This is a genomic window from Burkholderia sp. CpTa8-5 (genome assembly GCF_017815045.1).
Lineage (GTDB): Bacteria > Pseudomonadota > Gammaproteobacteria > Burkholderiales > Burkholderiaceae > Burkholderia > Burkholderia sola.
In genome coordinates, this window is sequence record NZ_JAGIQD010000001.1 from 568,721 (window position 1) to 584,783 (window position 16,063).

A 16,063-nucleotide genomic window follows, 5' to 3' on the forward strand; every position below is an offset into this window, starting at 1 on the left:
AGGAGAAGCGGAGTATGAAGACGATCGTGCTCGGCGGCGGCATCGTCGGCGTAACGACTGCGTATTTTCTCGCGAAGGCCGGCGACGAGGTGACGGTGATCGAACGTCGCGACGGCGTCGCGCTCGAAACGAGCTTCGCGAATGCGGGGTTGATCGCGCCCGGCCATTCGTATACCTGGGCATCGCCGCGCGCGCCGAAGATTCTGTTCAAGTCGCTGTTTGCCGACGGCCAGGCGCTGCGGCTCAAATGGACGCCCGACTGGCGGATGTGGGCCTGGTGCGCGCTGTTCCTGCAGAACTGCACGGCCGAGCGTTCGCGCCGCAACACGTCGATCAAGGTGAGGCTGTGTCGTTACGCGCAGCAGCGGCTTCAGCAGGCGACGAATGATGAACTGCTCGAGTACGACCGGACGAGCGGAGGATTGTTGTACCTGTATCGCGACCCTGCATCGTTCGAGCGCGGCGTCGCGAACATGCGGATTCTGACCGACAACGGCCTGCCGCTCGACATCCTCGATGCGCGGGCCACCGTCGAACGCGAGCCGGCGCTGCGCCACGCGGCGGCCGGGATCGCGGGCGCGATCCATTGCCCGAGCGACGAGAGCGGCGACGCGCATCTGTTCACGCGCGCGCTGGCCGAGCGCTGCCGCGCGCTCGGCGTCGAATTCCGCTTCGGCACGTCGATCGACGGCGTGCGCGCGAGCGCCGATGCGATCGACTACGTCGAGACGTCGCAGGGCCGCGTGACCGGCGATCGATACGTGCTCGCACTCGGCGCGTACTCGCCGTTCGTCGCTCGATCGCTCGGCTACCGGCTGCCGATCTATCCGGTCAAGGGGTACTCGGTCACGCTGCCGATCGACGACACGCACGAGCCGCCCGCGCTCGGCGGCGTCGAGGAGAACCAGCTCGTCGCATGGGCGCGCTTCGGCGACCGGCTGCGGCTGACCGCGACCGCCGAGTTCAGCGGCTACGACACCACGCATTCGCCGGGCGATTTCGCGCACATGCTCGCGACCGCGCAGGCGCTGTTCCCGAACGGCGCCGACTACGCGAAGCCGTCGTACTGGGCCGGGCTGCGGCCGATGACGCCGGAGGGCACGCCGATCATCGGCGCATCCCGGCACCGCAACCTGTTTTTCAATACCGGCCACGGCCATATGGGCTGGACCATGTCGTGCGGCACCGCGAAGATCGTCGCGGATCTGATCCACGGCAAGCGGCCCGACATCGACATCACCGGGATGACCCTGCAATGAGCGAACTTCTTTCCACCTCCGAGGCGTCCGATCCGGGTGTCGGCGCCGGCCCGGCGCGCGATGCGTACGCGCGCTTCGATTTCTCGCTCGACGCCGGCATCGCGCGGCGCGCGGCGATCGGCCTCGTCGTGCTGGCGACCGATCATACGATCGAATACGAGTGGCGACGTCTGCTCGCGATCGATGGCGTCGCGTTCTACGAAAGCCGGATCGCGAATTCCGCCGAGATCACCGCCGAGACGCTCGCGCGGATGGACGGCGGGATCTGCGCCGCGGTCGAATTGATCCGGCCGGGCGAGCGCCTCGACGTCGTCGCGTTCGGCTGCACGTCGGCGTCGATGGTGCTCGGCGAGGAGCGCGTGTTCGAGCGCATCCGCGAGGCGCGGCCCGGCGTCGCATGCACCACGCCGATTACCGCGGCGCGCGTCGCGCTGACGGCGCTCGGCGCGCGCGGGGTCGCACTGCTGACGCCGTACGAGCGCACGATCAACGATGCGATGGCCGCGTACCTGCGCGCGCGCGGCGTCGATATCGTGCGGGTCGGATCGTTCGAGCACCGCGACGACAACGAGGTCGCCCGCATCGAGCGCGCGTCGATCGAGCACGCGGTGCTGACGCTCGCCGCCGATCCGGCCGTCGATGCCGTATTCGTGTCGTGCACGAGCCTGCGCATCGTCGATGCGCTGGCCGATATCGAAGCGCGCGCGGGCAAACCCGTACTGTCGAGCAATCACGCGCTCGCCTGGCACGCGCTGCGGCTCGCGGGCATCGACGATCCCGTGCCGGGCTTCGGCAGCTTGCTGATGCGCTGACGCATGGCTCGTGCATGTAAAAAGAACGCGCGCGGGCAAATTGCCGATGGATAATGACGCGCGGTGACAACAGGTGGAACCAGGAGACGAGATGTCGACTTCCGTTATGGCTGGCCGGGAGACCGCGGCGCCGACGCGCACGGGCCTCACGGTCAACGAGATTTACGAGCAGTTGAAACAGATGGCCGTGCTGTACGAGATCCGGCCGGGCGAGCGGTTCAACGAGCTGGAGCTTGCCGAGCGCTTCAACGTGAGTCGCACGCCGATTCGCGAGGCGCTGAATCGGCTCGTTGCCGAAAACCTGCTGGTGTTCGTGCCGAACCGCGGTTTCTTCATTCGGGAACTGGAGGGGAAGGATGTGTTCGATCTGTTCGAATTGCGTCGCTCGATCGAAACGACCGCGGTGATGCTCGCATGCGAGCGCGGGTCGGACAACGACATCAAGGCGTTGCGTCGCTTCTGGAAGCAGGTGATGAAGAATGCGGCGCGGATGTCGTCGGCCGAGCTGGTCGTCAAGGACGAGCAGTTTCACCTGGAGCTGGCCGCGTTGTCGGGCAATGCCGAGATCGGCCGGGTGCTGCAAGGGATCAACGCGCGCATTCACTACGTGCGCTGGGTCGACGTCGATCAGCGACGCAACGAGGCGTTTACCGAGCATCTCGAGATTCTCGACGCGCTTGCCGAACGCGATGCGGAACGTTGCGCGACGCTGACCGACACGCATATCCGCTGGCGGATGGAAGAGATCACGCGCGTCGTCCAGGCGAGCGTCGTCAAGCTGTACGCAAAATAAAGCAAGACCGGCCGCGGCGCCTGCGACGATCGCGTACAGCACGCGAACGGGCAGGGCAGGCCGGTCGACGAGACAAGCAGTCGTGCAAAGGAGGACGGGCCGCCCGGATCGACCGGCGCGGCGCATCGCTACTTGATCGTCACGAGGTGCCGTCATGACACACGGTACGTTGGTCACGCTGTATAAACCCTCCGCGGCGCAGATCGAGCATTTGCTGACCTTGCCCGCGAAAAGCCCCGTCGTCGTCGCGGTCGACAATTCGCCCGTCGCCGATCGTGCGCTGTACGCACGGCTCGCCGCAGGCGGCGTCGATGTGATCGCGAATCACAATCGCGGCGGCATCGCCGGTGCGTTCAACGCCGGCGTCGAATTCCTGATCGGCCGCGGCTGCGACGTCTTCTTCATCTTCGATCAGGATTCGCACGTTCCGGACGACTATTTCGATCGCATGCTGGCCGGCTGCGCGCGGGTGGGCGACAGCCGCTTCCTGGTCGGCCCGCGGATCTTCAACCGCAATTTCCAGCGCGACCTGCCGTTGTTCACGGTGCGCCGCTGGTCCGCGCAGATCACGCCGATCCACGGCGGCGCGCACGGCCTGCTGTCGTGCTCGGTCATCATCTCGTCGGGCACCGCAATCTCGCTCGACGCGTATCGCGCGCTCGGCCGCTTCCGCGAGGACTTCTTCATCGACCACGTCGACGCGGAATACTGCATGCGCGCGCAGGCGCACGGCGTGCCGGTGCGCGTCAACGCCGACGTGTCGCTGCCCCATGAACTCGGCAGCCCGTCCGCGCAGCAGCACTGGCCGCGCGTCGAGATATTCGATCAGAGCGCGCTGCGCCACTACTATGCGGCGCGCAACTGTATCCTCGTCGCGCGCGACTACTGGCGACGCTATCCGGCGATGCTGCTGATCAATCTCATCACGCTCAAGCACGTCGCGTTCGTGCTGCTGCATGCGCGCAACAAGCGCCTGAAGCTGAAGGCAATCTATTGCGGCGTGACGGACGGGTTGCGAGGGCGGTACGGGCGTGTATGACGCGTGATTTATCGCGGTATGGTCGCACGACAAACGCGCCATACAATTCGGATCACTGATTATAAGAGAGGGTTTCAGATGAGCTTGTCTACGCCGATTCACCGCCGCTATACGGGCGCGTTTTCCGTCGCGCCGACGATCTTCACCGAGTCGGGCGAGATCGATATGCCGGGCCAGAAGCGCTGTGTCGACTTCATCATCGACGCGGGAGCGGACGGCCTGTGCATCCTCGCGAACTACTCGGAACAGTTTTCGTTGACCGACGACGAGCGCGAGCGGCTCATCGCGGCGATCCTCGAACACGTGGCGGGACGCGTGCCGGTGATCGTGACGACCACGCATTTCAATCCGACGATCTGCGCGGCGCGCAGCCGCGCCGCGCAGGCGGCCGGTGCGGCGATGGTGATGGTGATGCCGCCGTACCACGGCGCGACGATTCGTTGCGGCGAGGCCGCGATCGAGCAGTTCTATGCGGCGCTTTCCGACGCGATCGAGATCCCGATCATGTACCAGGACGCGCCGATGAGCGGCACGCAGGTATCGGCCGCGTTTCTGGCGCGCCTCGCGCACACGATTCCGAATCTGCGCTATTTCAAGATCGAGGTGCCGCAGTCGGCGTCGAAGCTGCGCGAACTGATCGCGCTTGGCGGCGACGCGATCGAAGGGCCGTTCGACGGCGAGGAGGCGATCACGCTGCTTGCCGATCTCGATGCGGGCGCGACCGGCAGCATCCTCGGCGGCGGCTATCCGGACGGGCTGCGGCCGATTCTCGGCGCGTATCTCGCCGGGCAGCGCGACGAGGCGGTCGCCCAGTACGAGCAATGGCTACCGTTGATCAATTACGAGAACCGTCAGGCCGGCCTGCTGGCGGCGAAGGCGCTGATGAAGGAGGGCGGCGTGATCGCATCGGACGCGCCGCGCCGTCCGCTGGCGCCGCTGCATCCGGCGACGCGCGCGGGCCTGATCGAAATTGCGCGACGGCTCGACGCGCTGGTGCTGCGCTGGGCACGCTGACGCGACCGCCTGGCAGCACGACGTTGCGCATTCCGCCGCCATCCGTGCGCCCGACGCGTACGGGCGGCTTCCGCACTCGATGACCCAACCAAGGAACCCGAAGAATGAGCATGCCGACGATACGCGCGGTCCGCGCGCTGACGGTGCGTGGTGGCGGTGCCGATTACCACGATCAGGATGCCGGTCACTGGATCGACGACCACATTGCGACGCCGATGTCGCGCTACCCCGAATACCGGCAGAGCCGCCAGTCGTTCGGCATCAACGTGCTCGGCACGCTCGTGATCGAAGTCGAGGCCAGCGATGGAACGGTCGGCTTTGCGGTGACGACCGGCGGCGAGATCGGCGCGTTCATCGTCGAGCGGCATCTCGCGCGTTTCATCGAAGGGCAGCGCGTGACCGACATCGAGAAGATGTGGGATCAGATGTTCCATGCAACGCTGTACTACGGGCGCAAGGGTGTCGTGCTCAATGCGATTTCCGGTGTCGACCTCGCGCTGTGGGACCTGCTCGCGAAGGTCCGGCAGGAGCCCGTGCACCAGTTGCTCGGCGGCAAGGTGCGCGACGAGCTGGAGTTCTACGCGACCGGCGCGCGACCCGATCTCGCGAAGGAGATGGGTTTCATCGGCGGCAAGCTGCCGTTGCATCACGGCCCGGCCGAGGGCGAGGTCGGCCTGCGTCGCAATCTCGATGCGCTCGCCGAGATGCGTTCGCGCGTCGGCGCCGATTTCTGGCTGATGCTCGACTGCTGGATGAGTCTCGACGTGCCGTATGCGACGCGGCTCGCGCACGAAGCGCATGCGCTCGGCCTGAAATGGATCGAGGAATGCCTGCCGCCCGACGACTATTGGGGCTATGCGAAGCTGCGCCGCGACGTGCCGCGCGGCATGCTCGTCACGACCGGCGAGCACGAGGCGACCCGCTGGGGCTTTCGCATGCTGCTGGAGATGGAGTGCTGCGACATCATTCAGCCGGACGTAGGCTGGTGCGGCGGGCTCACCGAGTTGCTGCGGATCTCGGCGCTCGCCGATGCGCGTGGCGTGCTGGTGATTCCGCACGGCTCGTCGGTCTACAGCTATCACTTCGTCGCGACGCGGCACAACAGCCCGTTCGCCGAATTCCTGATGATGGCGCCGCAGGCCGATCGTGTCGTGCCGATGTTCGATCCGCTGCTGCTCGACGAGCCGGTGCCGGTCGGCGGGCGGATGAAGGTGCCCGACACGCCCGGTTTCGGCGTGCGCCTGAATCCGGACGTGCGCATGCAGCGCCCGTATGAACACTGAGCGTACGGAGGGGCGCAATGACGAAATTGCTTGAAGACAGGATCGTCGTCGTGACGGGCGGATCGCGCGGGATCGGCCGCGCGATCGCGCTGGCGTGTGCGCGGCATGGCGCCGACGTCGTCGTCAACTACTGGGCGAACCCGCTGCTGCCCACGCAGGCCGATCACGAGATCGACGCGCTCGTCGACGCGATCCGCGCGACGGGGCGCGACGCGCTGGCCGTGCCGGGCGACGTCGCGCAGCCGGACACGGCCCGCGCGCTCGTCGCGGCCGCGGTCGAACGATTCGGCCGGATCGACGTACTGGCGAGCAATGCCGGAATTTGCCCGTTCCACGGCTTCCTGGACTTGCCGCCCGAGCTGCTGCAACGGACGATGGAAGTGAACCTGCACGGTGCGTTCTACACGACCCAGGCCGTCGCCCGGCAAATGGCCGCGCAAGGGCACGGCGGCGCGATCGTCGCGACCAGCTCGATCAGCGCGCTGGTCGGCGGCGGCATGCAGACGCACTACACGCCGACCAAGGCCGGCGTCCATGCGCTGATGCAGTCGTGCGCGGTCGCGCTCGCGCCGCATCGGATTCGCTGCAATTCGGTGCTGCCGGGCACGATCCGCACCGAAATCAACGACGACGATCTCGCCGCGCCCGGCAAGACCGAGTACTTCGAGCGCCGGATTCCGCTCGGCCGCCTCGGCGAGCCGGACGACGTCGCCGACTGCGTCGTGTTTCTCGCGTCCGACATGGCGCGCTACGTGAACGGCGCCGCGCTGCTCGTCGACGGCGGCATGTACGTGAACCTGCAATGAAACCGCGAGGCATGACCATGGAAACGATCGCCTTCAGGATGCGCCTGCACCCCGGCAAGCGGGACGAATACCGGCGCCGGCACGATGCGATCTGGCCGGAACTCGCCGACGCGCTTCGTGCAGCGGGCATTTCGGACTACTGGATCTTTCTCGACGACGACACCCATCACCTGTTCGCCGTGCTCAAACGGCCGGCCGATCACCGGATCGCGCAACTCGCCGAAACGGACGTGATGCGTCGCTGGTGGGCGTACATGGCCGACCTGATGGCGACCGGGCCGGACGGACGTCCGGTCGAGAAATCGCTGGAGCCGATGTTCCATCTGGAATGACGCCGGCCCGTTCAACGGATCGGCAGCGCTCGGCGTGTGCCGAACCATTGCAGCGGATCATCGTGTCGCATGAACTCACGGAGCCCACATGCAGGTTGTCGATCCCCATGTCCATTTCTGGGACGCCGACGCGTTGAGCTACAGCTGGCTCGATCGCGCTCAGCCGGCGTTCTCGGGCGCGGTGGCGGACTTGCCGCGCCGCTACCTGCCCGCGGACCTGCGCGCGGACGCCGGCGCGGATATCGACGTGCTGAAGGTCGTGCATGTCGAGGCGATCCACGATACGTGGACGACGCCGAGCGAAGTCGACTGGCTGGAGGCGCTGGCCGATGCGCCGGCGAGCGGCGGGATGCCGGACGGCATCGTCGCGGGCGTCGACCTGTTCGCGCCGGACGCACGCATCCGGCTCGCCGGCGCGGCGGCGCATCCGAACGTGCGCGGTATCCGGCAGGTGTTGAACCGGCATCCGGACCCCTGGTACAACTACGTCGACGTGGACTATCTGACCGAACCGCGCTGGCGAGAGAACTTCGGGATGCTGAGCGAGTTCGGTTTGTCGTTCGACCTGCAGTTGTACCCGGCCCAGGTCGGCGCCGCGCTCGCCGTCCTCGATGCGCATCCCGACACGTCCGTGATCGTCAATCACACAGGCATGTTCGTCGACCGGACCAGCGTGCACGGCTGGCGCGAGTGGCGCGACGGATTGCGCGGGCTCGCGCGGCGGGCGAACGTGACGATGAAGCTGTCCGGGCTCGCGATGTTCGACCATCGCTGGACGGTCGAAAGTTTCCGCCCGTACGTGCTGGAGGCGATCGACGCGTTCGGCGCGGCGCGCTGCATGTTCGCGTCGAACTTCCCGGTCGATCGGCTCCATGCCGGCTATCAGGCGCTCTGGCACGCTTATGCGGCGATCGTCGCGGGCGCCCGCGACGATGAGCGCGAGGCGCTGTTCGTCCACAATGCGCTGCGAACTTACCGACTGTGAGCCACGTGCCCGCCATCGGGTGGCGAGCGTTGTCACCGAAGCACGTGCCGGGCGGGCGCCCCGGCAGCATCAGCCGAACCCGCACGCTGCAGCGGCGCTGGCTGATGCTTCATCGGGGCTTGTTCGCCCTAATCGCGCAACGCGGTCGCGACGACGCTCGCCAACGGCGTCGTGGGCCGACCGATCAGTCGCGCGAGGACGCCGCCGTCGTCGAACAGCGCACCGCGCGACGCGGCCACGTCGGCATCCGCGAGGACGCTGGCAAACTCGGGCGGCAACCCGGCGCTCGTCAGCACGTCGGCATAAGCGTCCTCGGCGAGATCGTTGTAGACGACGGTCTTGCCGGACTGCCGCGAAACCTCCGCGGCTAGCTGCGTCAGCGTGTACGCATCGTCTGCCGCCAGTTCATAGGTTTTTCCTGCGTGGCCGTCCGTCGTCAATACCACGGCCGCGGCCGCCGCATAGTCCTTCCGCGCGGCGGCAGAGAAGCGCCCGTCCTTCGCGGCCCCGATGAACGCGCCATGCTCGAGCGCAGCGGGAAGGGCCATCAAATGGTTCTCGGTGTACCAGCCATTGCGCAGGATGACGGTGGGGAGGCCGGAGGCCGCGATGACTTCTTCCGTCTGCCGGTGCTCGATCGCGAGTCGGACGGGCGACGTGTCGGCGTGCAGCATGCTCGTATAGGCGAGCAACGAGACTTCAGCGCGCCGGGCCGCGTCGATCACCGCGCGGTGCAATGGCAGGCGGCCGGCGACTTCGGTCGACGAGATCAGCAGGAGTTTGTCGACACCGAGGAACGCGGTGGCGAGCGTTTCAGGCCGCTTGTAGTCGGCCTCGCGCACCACCACGCCGCGCGCTTCAAGGTCGCGCGCCTTCGCCGGATTCCTGACCGCCGCGATAATCCGGTTGGCCGGCACGGTTTCAAGCAATGCGTCGATCACAAGGCGCCCGAGCTGCCCGGATGCTCCCGTTATTGCATACATGTTCATGCTCTCCGTGTATCGATAGGTGAGGCTCCAAGTGTAGGGATGAAGGTTTCCATTGGAAACCACCTATCCATCGGTTACCATCATTTTCAAGTAACCAAATGGAAACCATTCCCGGTGCGACGATGGGTTTGAGAATGCGAAAGAAGGTGGAGCCGCTTCCCGGCTGCCCGATGTCGAAATGCATGGCGTTGATCGGCGGTCTGTGGACGCCCGAACTGATCTGGTGCCTGAGCAATGGCCCGCGTCGGTTTTCGGAGTTGCGGCGCGACAACCCGACCATCACCGCGAAGGTGCTGACCGGCAGGCTGCGTGATCTGGAGGAGCGGGGCGTGATCCGGCGCAGCGTGTTGCCGACGTCGCCGCCGTCCGTGGAATACGAGCTGACGTCGCTCGGCCAGGAACTGCTGCCGGCGATTACGTCGATCGTGGAGGTCGGGTCGCGCCTGCTGCTGCGTGACCGGGCGCGCTAGCGATTAGCGACCGCGCGGGCTATCGCGCCGCCGTCGAACGCCGGCGCTTCGTATTCGGCAACGGCTGGTGATGCGCCGGCCCTGTGATGAGTTCGCTCATCGCGTCGCGGATCCAGCGGTGGGCCGGCTCGTGATGAAAGCGCGGATGCCGAAACAGATCACCGGGTACGACACCCCGCCGGCGCAACGCTTTACGCGTCTTTCAGCCAGGGCATTTCCACGGGCGACACGACCAGTTGGCGGAATTCGCGCTTCAGATCGAAGATGAACCCGACCAGGATCATCGAGTCGGCGTAAGGAATCGGAAAGACCTGCGGATTTTCCGGGGTACGCAGCGGGCGCTCCTGCGTGTCCGCCGTCGCCGCGGCGTTTTCGCGAACGCTTTCCAGGTCGTCTGCCATGGCCGGGCCACCGGCTTTCAGCACACGGCTACGCAGCTCGCTGAAAGGTTCGATGCGCGCGGCGTCTTCGTGGTATTCGGGCACTTCATAAACGAACCAGGACATTGTCGTCTCCCATGAGAAGGGGCGCTATTCTAACGCTACGCGCGAATCCACCGAAAATCGAGGCCGCCCACTTCTCAAAGCACATCCACGAGCCCTGCAAGGTCATCGCATCCGAGGCGGATTGCAGCAATGTCACACTTCGGATAACACCTGATGCGCCGCGCGAACCACCGCATCTACCGTGATGCCGAACTTGTCGTACACGTCCTTGATTTTCCCGGACTCGCCGAAGCTGTGCATGCCGACGAACCGGCCTTCCGGTCCGATGTACCGTTCCCAGCCCAGTTCGACCGCCGCCTCGACCGCGACCCTCGCGGGAGAAACGCCCAGCACGGCCCGCCGGTAATCGCGCGGCTGCTCCTCGAAGAGCAGGCGGCACGGCATCGATACGACGGCCGTCGGCACGCCTTCCTGTTGCAGGATGTCGCGTGCCTGGACGGCGAGGTCGACCTCCGAGCCTGTCGCGATCAGCGTGAGTTGGCGCGGCCCGCCATCGGCCTCCCGCAAAATATAGGCGCCCCGCGCCGACTTGTTTTCGTTTCCAGGCTCGTTGCGCAGGAGCGGGACCGGCTGGCGTGACAATGCGAGGAGTGCAGCCCTGCGCGGCTGTTCAAGAATCAGTTCCCAGCACTCCGCCGTTTCGACTGGATCGGCCGGCCGATAGACGGCGAGTTGCGGAATGGCGCGAAGAGCGGCGAGGTGCTCGACGGGTTGATGAGTCGGCCCATCTTCTCCGAGACCGATGGAATCGTGCGTCATCACGAAGATGGATCGCACCCGCATCATCGCGCTTAACCGGATCGCCGGGCGACAGTAGTCCGAAAAGCAAAGGAAGGTGCCGCCGTACGGAATGAGGCCACCATGAAGGGCAATGCCGTTCATCGCGGCGGCCATGCCGTGTTCGCGGACGCCGTAGTGGAGGTATGAACCCTTGAACCGGCCAGGCTCGATCGCGATTTGGTTCTTCGTCTTCGTATTGTTGGACTGCGTAAGATCCGCCGAGCCGCCCAGCAATTCCGGAATCGCGTCGAAGAGATGATCAAGCACTTCACCGCTGGCCTTTCGGGTGGCCATTGCACTGCCACTGGCAATAAATGCCTGCCGTGCCGCCGCGATCGCCGCCTTCCAGTCATCCGGAAGCTTTCCCGCATTGCGCCGGTCGAATTCGGTGCGCAGCGCCTGCGGCGCCCGGCGGACACGCTCGTCCCACGCGAGTCTCGTCTTGCGGCCGCGCGCGCCGATCTCCCGCCATGCTTTCAGCAGGTCATCCGGGATTTCAAACGGCGGCGAATGCCAATCGAGGGCCTGGCGTGCGCCCGCGATTTCATCCTCGCCCGGGGCATCGCTATGGGCTTTCTCGGTCCCGGCCTTGGTCGGAAAGCCGAACCCGATGATCGTCCTGCATGCGATCAACGTCGGTCGGTCATGCGTTGTCCGAGCGGTCTCGATAGCGCGCCGTATCGCATCCGTGTCGTGACCGTCGATTTCCAGGACTCGCCATCCAGCCGACTGAAAGCGCTCGATCTCGTTGTCCGAAACCGCGAGCTTGGTCGCGCCGTCGATGGAAATCGAATTGTTGTCCCAGAACGCAATCAACCTGCCCAGCCGGAGGTGGCCGGCCAAGGAAATGGCCTCGTGGCTAATGCCTTCCATCAGGCAACCGTCGCCGAGAAATACGTACGTGTAGTGATCGACGAGATCATCGCCGAAGTGCGCATTCATGACGCGCTCGGCCAACGCCATGCCGACGGATTCCGCGACGCCTTGTCCGAGGGGGCCGGTCGTCAGTTCGATTCCGTCGGCGTGCGAGTACTCCGGATGGCCGGGCGTCTTGCTGCCGACTTGCCGGAAGCGCTTGAGCTCGTCGAGGGTCATGTCGGCATAGCCCGTGAGATAGAGGAGGCTGTAGAGGAGCATCGACGCGTGTCCGTTGGACAGTACCAACCGGTCTCGATCGATCCAGTGGGGATCCGACGCGTCAAATTTCATGAACTCGTTGAACAGGACCGTCGCAACGTCAGCCAACCCCATTGGCGCACCAGGATGTCCGCTGTTCGCTTTCTGCACTGCATCCATGGCGAGGAAGCGAATACAGTTCGCCAGTGCGCGAAGATGGGGGTCTCGTGGGGGCGGCACCGCTTTTGCAGCCGTCCGGGAATGTGCAGTGGGATCGCTCATCGGTTCTCCTGTTTGAGCTCGGAAAGATGAGGCTACGGGGCAAGGTGCATGCCTTCTCGACGGCGGCGAGGTTACGCCGGAATGCGCTGATATTTGGTGTGGCCTTGCTACACGTTCTGGGATTCGACCCTTTTTAATTGATAATACGCATTATGTCAACTAAGATCGGTATAGATACCGTGCGCGGTCTGTAGCCTGCGGTCGGCCAAAGGCTCGAACATCACCGGAAGCGATCAGCAAGATACTTCACGAATCACCTCCCACTCGTTGTCATGCGAGCATCGCTCGCCCGACGCCCATTGGACATGTGATGACTTCACGTCACAAACAGAAGATACAAAAAGCATTCAAAATTAATTTGACGGCACGCGAATCGGCAACAATCGAAATCAATATTCAATAACGAAAATCCCAGCCATCCACTTGACTCGACTTCTCATCGCGCGTCCTCCTTACACACCCGCCACGACGAGAAAACCCCAAAGCGTCCCAGCCACACGCCGTCGATGCATCGCCCCCGTTACCACCGTCAACACGATCATTTCAAATTTCTCACCAAATTCCGACTTGATTGACAGCAACGACATGAAAAATTAATCCAATAGAAAATATCTTGTAATTATAAAAACGACCTCCTAGCATCCCCCTGCTGTTCGCGACATGTCTTGTTTAAAAGTCATCACTTGATGCATTCCTCGAACAAACCCACTCATAACCTGGGGAATTACATGAAGAAACTGTCTCGACTGCTGCCCATCACCGCGATTACCGTCGCGAGTCTCAGCGCTTTTGCCCAGGCCGGCGACCAGCCGGCCGCGGTCGACAAGGCGCTGCAACTGATCCAGCAGAACCCGACCGCCTTCAGCGTGGCGGCCAGCGGCACGGCACGCACGTTGAAGTTCGCGGGGCCACACGCAGGCGCCCCAACCGACGGCGACCAGTTCCAGGTGCGTGACGTGATCGTCGATCCCGACGGCACCGAGCACGTGCGCTTCGATCGCTTCCACGCGGGCCTGCCCGTGATAGGCGGCGACGTGGTCGTCCACTCGAGCAACGGGCAGTTGAAGCAAGCCAGCGTAACGCAGCTCGCACCGATCAACCTCGCCGGCACGATCGGCAAGGTCGGGAACCGCGCCGTGGTACGCAACGCACCCGACGTCGGTGCGACGCGGGCCAGACACATCGCGGCCGCGCGCTTCAACTCGGACGTGCGCCGCGTCGACGAGCCGGAACTCGTCGTGTTCGCCCGCGACGTCACGCCGACGCTGGCCTATGCGGTACGCGTCTACGGCAAGTCGACCGACACGCACGGCGACGCCGTGCTGTACTACGTCGACGCCCGCACCGGCGCCGTGCTCGACGCACAGGACCTGATCAAGACCGCCGCCGCGACCGGCACCGGCCGCTCGCTGTACTACGGCAACCTGACGCTCACGACGGACCAGACCGGCACGAACGCATACCGGATGCTCGATCCCGGCCGCGGCGGCGGCTCGGTCTACGATGGTCGCGGCCTGAGCTCGGACGAGGTCGAGCAAGCGACCGACCTGCCGATCTTCACGAGCAGCACGAACGTGTGGGGCAACAACACGACCACCGATCGGCAGACCGTCGCGGCAGACATCGACTACGGGCTCGCGTTGACTTGGGACTACTACAAGACCACGCACAATCGCAACGGCATCTTCAACGACGGTCGCGGCGTGAGAAGCTACGCGCACGTGGTGTTCAATACCGGCAGCGGCACGACCGGCGCGAACGCGGCATGGCTGTCGTCGCGCGTGATGGCGTACGGAGACGGCGAGCCGGGCACGCGCCTGCCGAAGCCCGTGGTGTCGGTCGACGTCGCCGGGCACGAGATGAGTCACGGCGTGACCGAGGCCACCGCCAACCTGAACTATTCGGGTGACGCGGGCGGCCTGAACGAGGCGACGTCCGACATTTTCGGCACGCTCGTGAAGTTCTACGCGAACAACCCGAACGATCCCGGCAACTACGTGATCGGCGCGCGCGTGGTGAGCGGCGGCCTGCGCAAGATGTACAAGCAGGATCTCGACGGCCGGTCGTTCAGCTGCTACCCGTCCGGCGGCTTCTCGTGGTCGAATCCGCGCCACGATCCGCATTTCACGTCGGGAGTCGGCAACCGCTTCTTCTACCTGCTGTCGGAAGGGCCGTCGGTGCCGTCGACCGACACCGGCCTGTCGAGAGCGCAACTGGTCTGCAACGGCGACACGACGTTCAGCGGGCTGGGTCGCGACAAGGCCGGCAAGATCTGGTACCGGACGCTCACCGTGTACCTGAACGCCAATTCGAGCTACCCGAACGCGCGGCGTGCGTCGATCCAGGCGGCCAATGACCTGTACGGCGCGAACTCGGCGGAAAGCGCGACGGTCGCGCGCGCGTGGAGTGCTGTCGGGGTGAATTGACGGCGCTTGTGTGGATACGTCGAACGCCAGAGGTCGCGTGACGGGACTTCGCTTCGGAGGAAAGCGATTCGGTCGTGATCACGCGGCGCCGGGGTGAATGACGGGAAGTGCCGACCGATCGCCTGCATGTGCAGGCGGTCGGTGAACTGTGTGTTCTTGCGGTCAGCCCCCCGCCGCCGCCACCGGATTGAACGACGTATCCCACAACGGCGCGACACGCGCCGGCCCGTCCAGCACGCCGATGCGCGCAAACACGTCCGCGACCTGCTGATGCTGCGCGATCACGTCGGGCGTCACCGGCAGCAGCGCGTAGTCTTCGCTGCGCTGATCGAACATCGAGACGAGATCCACAACCGGCACACGCGTCTCGTGATTCTGCGCGAGCGCATAGTCGCGGAAATGCCCGTTCGCCCACGCATACGCACGTCGGAACCGCAGCAGCAAATCGCCGGTCGCCGCGCGGCGACGCACATCGTCGAGCGTGCGCGGATTCGCATACACCGGAAAATTGCCCGACAGATAGCCCTTCCCCGTCTTCAGTACGCGGGCGCCGTAGCGGTTGCGCGCAAGCTGGCCGTTGTAGCCGTAGATCGCCCATGCGTCGATGTCGCCGCGATCGTACGCGGACAACCCGTCGGTCGGCGACAGGTTGATCGGCTGGATGTCGTCGAAGCTCAGGCCGGCTTCCGCCAGCTGTCGATACAGGAAATAGTGCGACGTCGTCGCGCGCACGTAGCCGACACGCTTGCCCTTCAAATCCGCGATGCTGCGGATCGGCGTGTCCTTGCGCGCGAGCGTGACCTGGTTGTTCAGGTCTTCGCGCACGCGCGAGATGAACTTCACATTGGCTTTCTGCCGCGCGGCGAACACGGCGGGAATTTCGCTACCCGAACCGATATCGAGCGCATCCGCGTTGAGCGCCTCGATATGCAGCACGCCGTTGTTCAGTTCGCGCCAGTCGATCCGGTACGGCGTGTTGTCGAGCCCGGCCGCCTGCAGCAGCGCGCGCCAGCCGCCCTTGTAGGTCGCGACGCGCAACGTCGTGTCGGCCAGATCGGCATCGGCGGCCGGCGCGGCGAACGCGGCCAATGGATGCGCCGCGACTGCGGCGCCGGCGAGCAGCAGGCGGCGACGTACCGCCGACATTGACGACATCGGATGCTCCTGTTCG

At 65.1% G+C, this 16,063-nt stretch carries 15 protein-coding genes; 11 read left to right on the top strand and 4 right to left on the bottom strand.

All coding sequences use genetic code 11. The annotated features are described in order from the left end of the window. Positions 1-14: 14 nt before the first annotated feature. The 9 genes from J8I35_RS02545 (at position 15) to J8I35_RS02585 (ending at position 8,323) form a co-directional block, all read left to right on the top strand. A complete protein-coding gene (locus J8I35_RS02545; protein WP_050016941.1) occupies positions 15-1,259 on the top strand; it encodes a D-amino acid dehydrogenase in 1,245 nt (414 codons plus the stop codon). Next, positions 1,256-2,071 carry an aspartate/glutamate racemase family protein gene (locus J8I35_RS02550; RefSeq protein WP_050016943.1) on the top strand — a complete coding sequence of 272 codons (816 nt, stop codon included), beginning with the start codon at positions 1,256-1,258 and terminating at the stop codon, positions 2,069-2,071. Before J8I35_RS02545 ends, J8I35_RS02550 begins: the two co-directional genes overlap by 4 nt. A 91-nt stretch (positions 2,072-2,162) precedes the next feature. After that, positions 2,163-2,864 (top strand): GntR family transcriptional regulator, encoded by a 702-nt coding sequence (locus J8I35_RS02555; RefSeq protein WP_124555822.1) that lies wholly within the window; start codon positions 2,163-2,165, stop codon positions 2,862-2,864. 154 nt (positions 2,865-3,018) lie between these two features. After that, positions 3,019-3,903: a glycosyltransferase family 2 protein gene (locus tag J8I35_RS02560; protein ID WP_050016946.1), complete on the top strand. Its 885-nt coding sequence runs from the start codon at positions 3,019-3,021 to the stop codon at positions 3,901-3,903. 78 nt (positions 3,904-3,981) lie between these two features. Further along, a complete protein-coding gene (locus J8I35_RS02565; RefSeq protein WP_209924385.1) occupies positions 3,982-4,917 on the top strand; it encodes a dihydrodipicolinate synthase family protein in 936 nt (311 codons plus the stop codon). A gap of 104 nt (positions 4,918-5,021) precedes the next feature. Further along, positions 5,022-6,200: an L-rhamnonate dehydratase gene (gene rhmD / locus J8I35_RS02570; RefSeq protein WP_209924386.1), complete on the top strand. Its 1,179-nt coding sequence runs from the start codon at positions 5,022-5,024 to the stop codon at positions 6,198-6,200. A 17-nt stretch (positions 6,201-6,217) separates the two neighbouring features. Continuing rightward, entirely contained in the window at positions 6,218-7,006 is a 789-nt protein-coding gene (locus tag J8I35_RS02575; RefSeq protein ID WP_209924387.1) for an SDR family NAD(P)-dependent oxidoreductase, read from the top strand. A gap of 17 nt (positions 7,007-7,023) precedes the next feature. Beyond that, positions 7,024-7,338: an L-rhamnose mutarotase gene (rhaM, locus tag J8I35_RS02580; protein WP_069620467.1), complete on the top strand. Its 315-nt coding sequence runs from the start codon at positions 7,024-7,026 to the stop codon at positions 7,336-7,338. 88 nt (positions 7,339-7,426) lie between these two features. Then, positions 7,427-8,323: an amidohydrolase family protein gene (locus J8I35_RS02585; RefSeq protein WP_209924388.1), complete on the top strand. Its 897-nt coding sequence runs from the start codon at positions 7,427-7,429 to the stop codon at positions 8,321-8,323. Between the two features lie 128 nt (positions 8,324-8,451). On the opposite strand, the gene J8I35_RS02590 is transcribed toward J8I35_RS02585, so the two are convergent. After that, positions 8,452-9,306, bottom strand: coding sequence for an SDR family oxidoreductase (locus J8I35_RS02590; RefSeq protein ID WP_209924502.1), 855 nt, complete (start codon positions 9,304-9,306; stop codon positions 8,452-8,454). A 104-nt stretch (positions 9,307-9,410) separates the two neighbouring features. Between J8I35_RS02590 and J8I35_RS02595 the strand changes: the two genes are divergently transcribed. Further along, complete coding sequence (locus J8I35_RS02595; RefSeq protein WP_235356282.1) at positions 9,411-9,782, top strand: helix-turn-helix domain-containing protein; 372 nt, start codon at positions 9,411-9,413, stop codon at positions 9,780-9,782. A gap of 191 nt (positions 9,783-9,973) precedes the next feature. Here J8I35_RS02595 and J8I35_RS02600 read toward each other — a convergent pair whose 3' ends face one another. Next, complete coding sequence (locus J8I35_RS02600; protein ID WP_124555827.1) at positions 9,974-10,288, bottom strand: helicase; 315 nt, start codon at positions 10,286-10,288, stop codon at positions 9,974-9,976. Positions 10,289-10,420: 132 nt separating this feature from the next. Then, complete coding sequence (gene tkt, locus J8I35_RS02605) at positions 10,421-12,466, bottom strand: transketolase (protein WP_124593641.1); 2,046 nt, start codon at positions 12,464-12,466, stop codon at positions 10,421-10,423. 728 nt (positions 12,467-13,194) lie between these two features. Here tkt and J8I35_RS02610 point away from each other — a divergent pair. After that, complete coding sequence (locus J8I35_RS02610; protein WP_209924389.1) at positions 13,195-14,892, top strand: M4 family metallopeptidase; 1,698 nt, start codon at positions 13,195-13,197, stop codon at positions 14,890-14,892. Between the two features lie 162 nt (positions 14,893-15,054). Here J8I35_RS02610 and J8I35_RS02615 read toward each other — a convergent pair whose 3' ends face one another. Continuing rightward, on the bottom strand, positions 15,055-16,047 hold the full coding sequence (locus J8I35_RS02615) for an ABC transporter substrate-binding protein (RefSeq protein WP_209924390.1): 993 nt from the start codon (positions 16,045-16,047) through the stop codon (positions 15,055-15,057). Positions 16,048-16,063 lie beyond the last annotated feature (16 nt).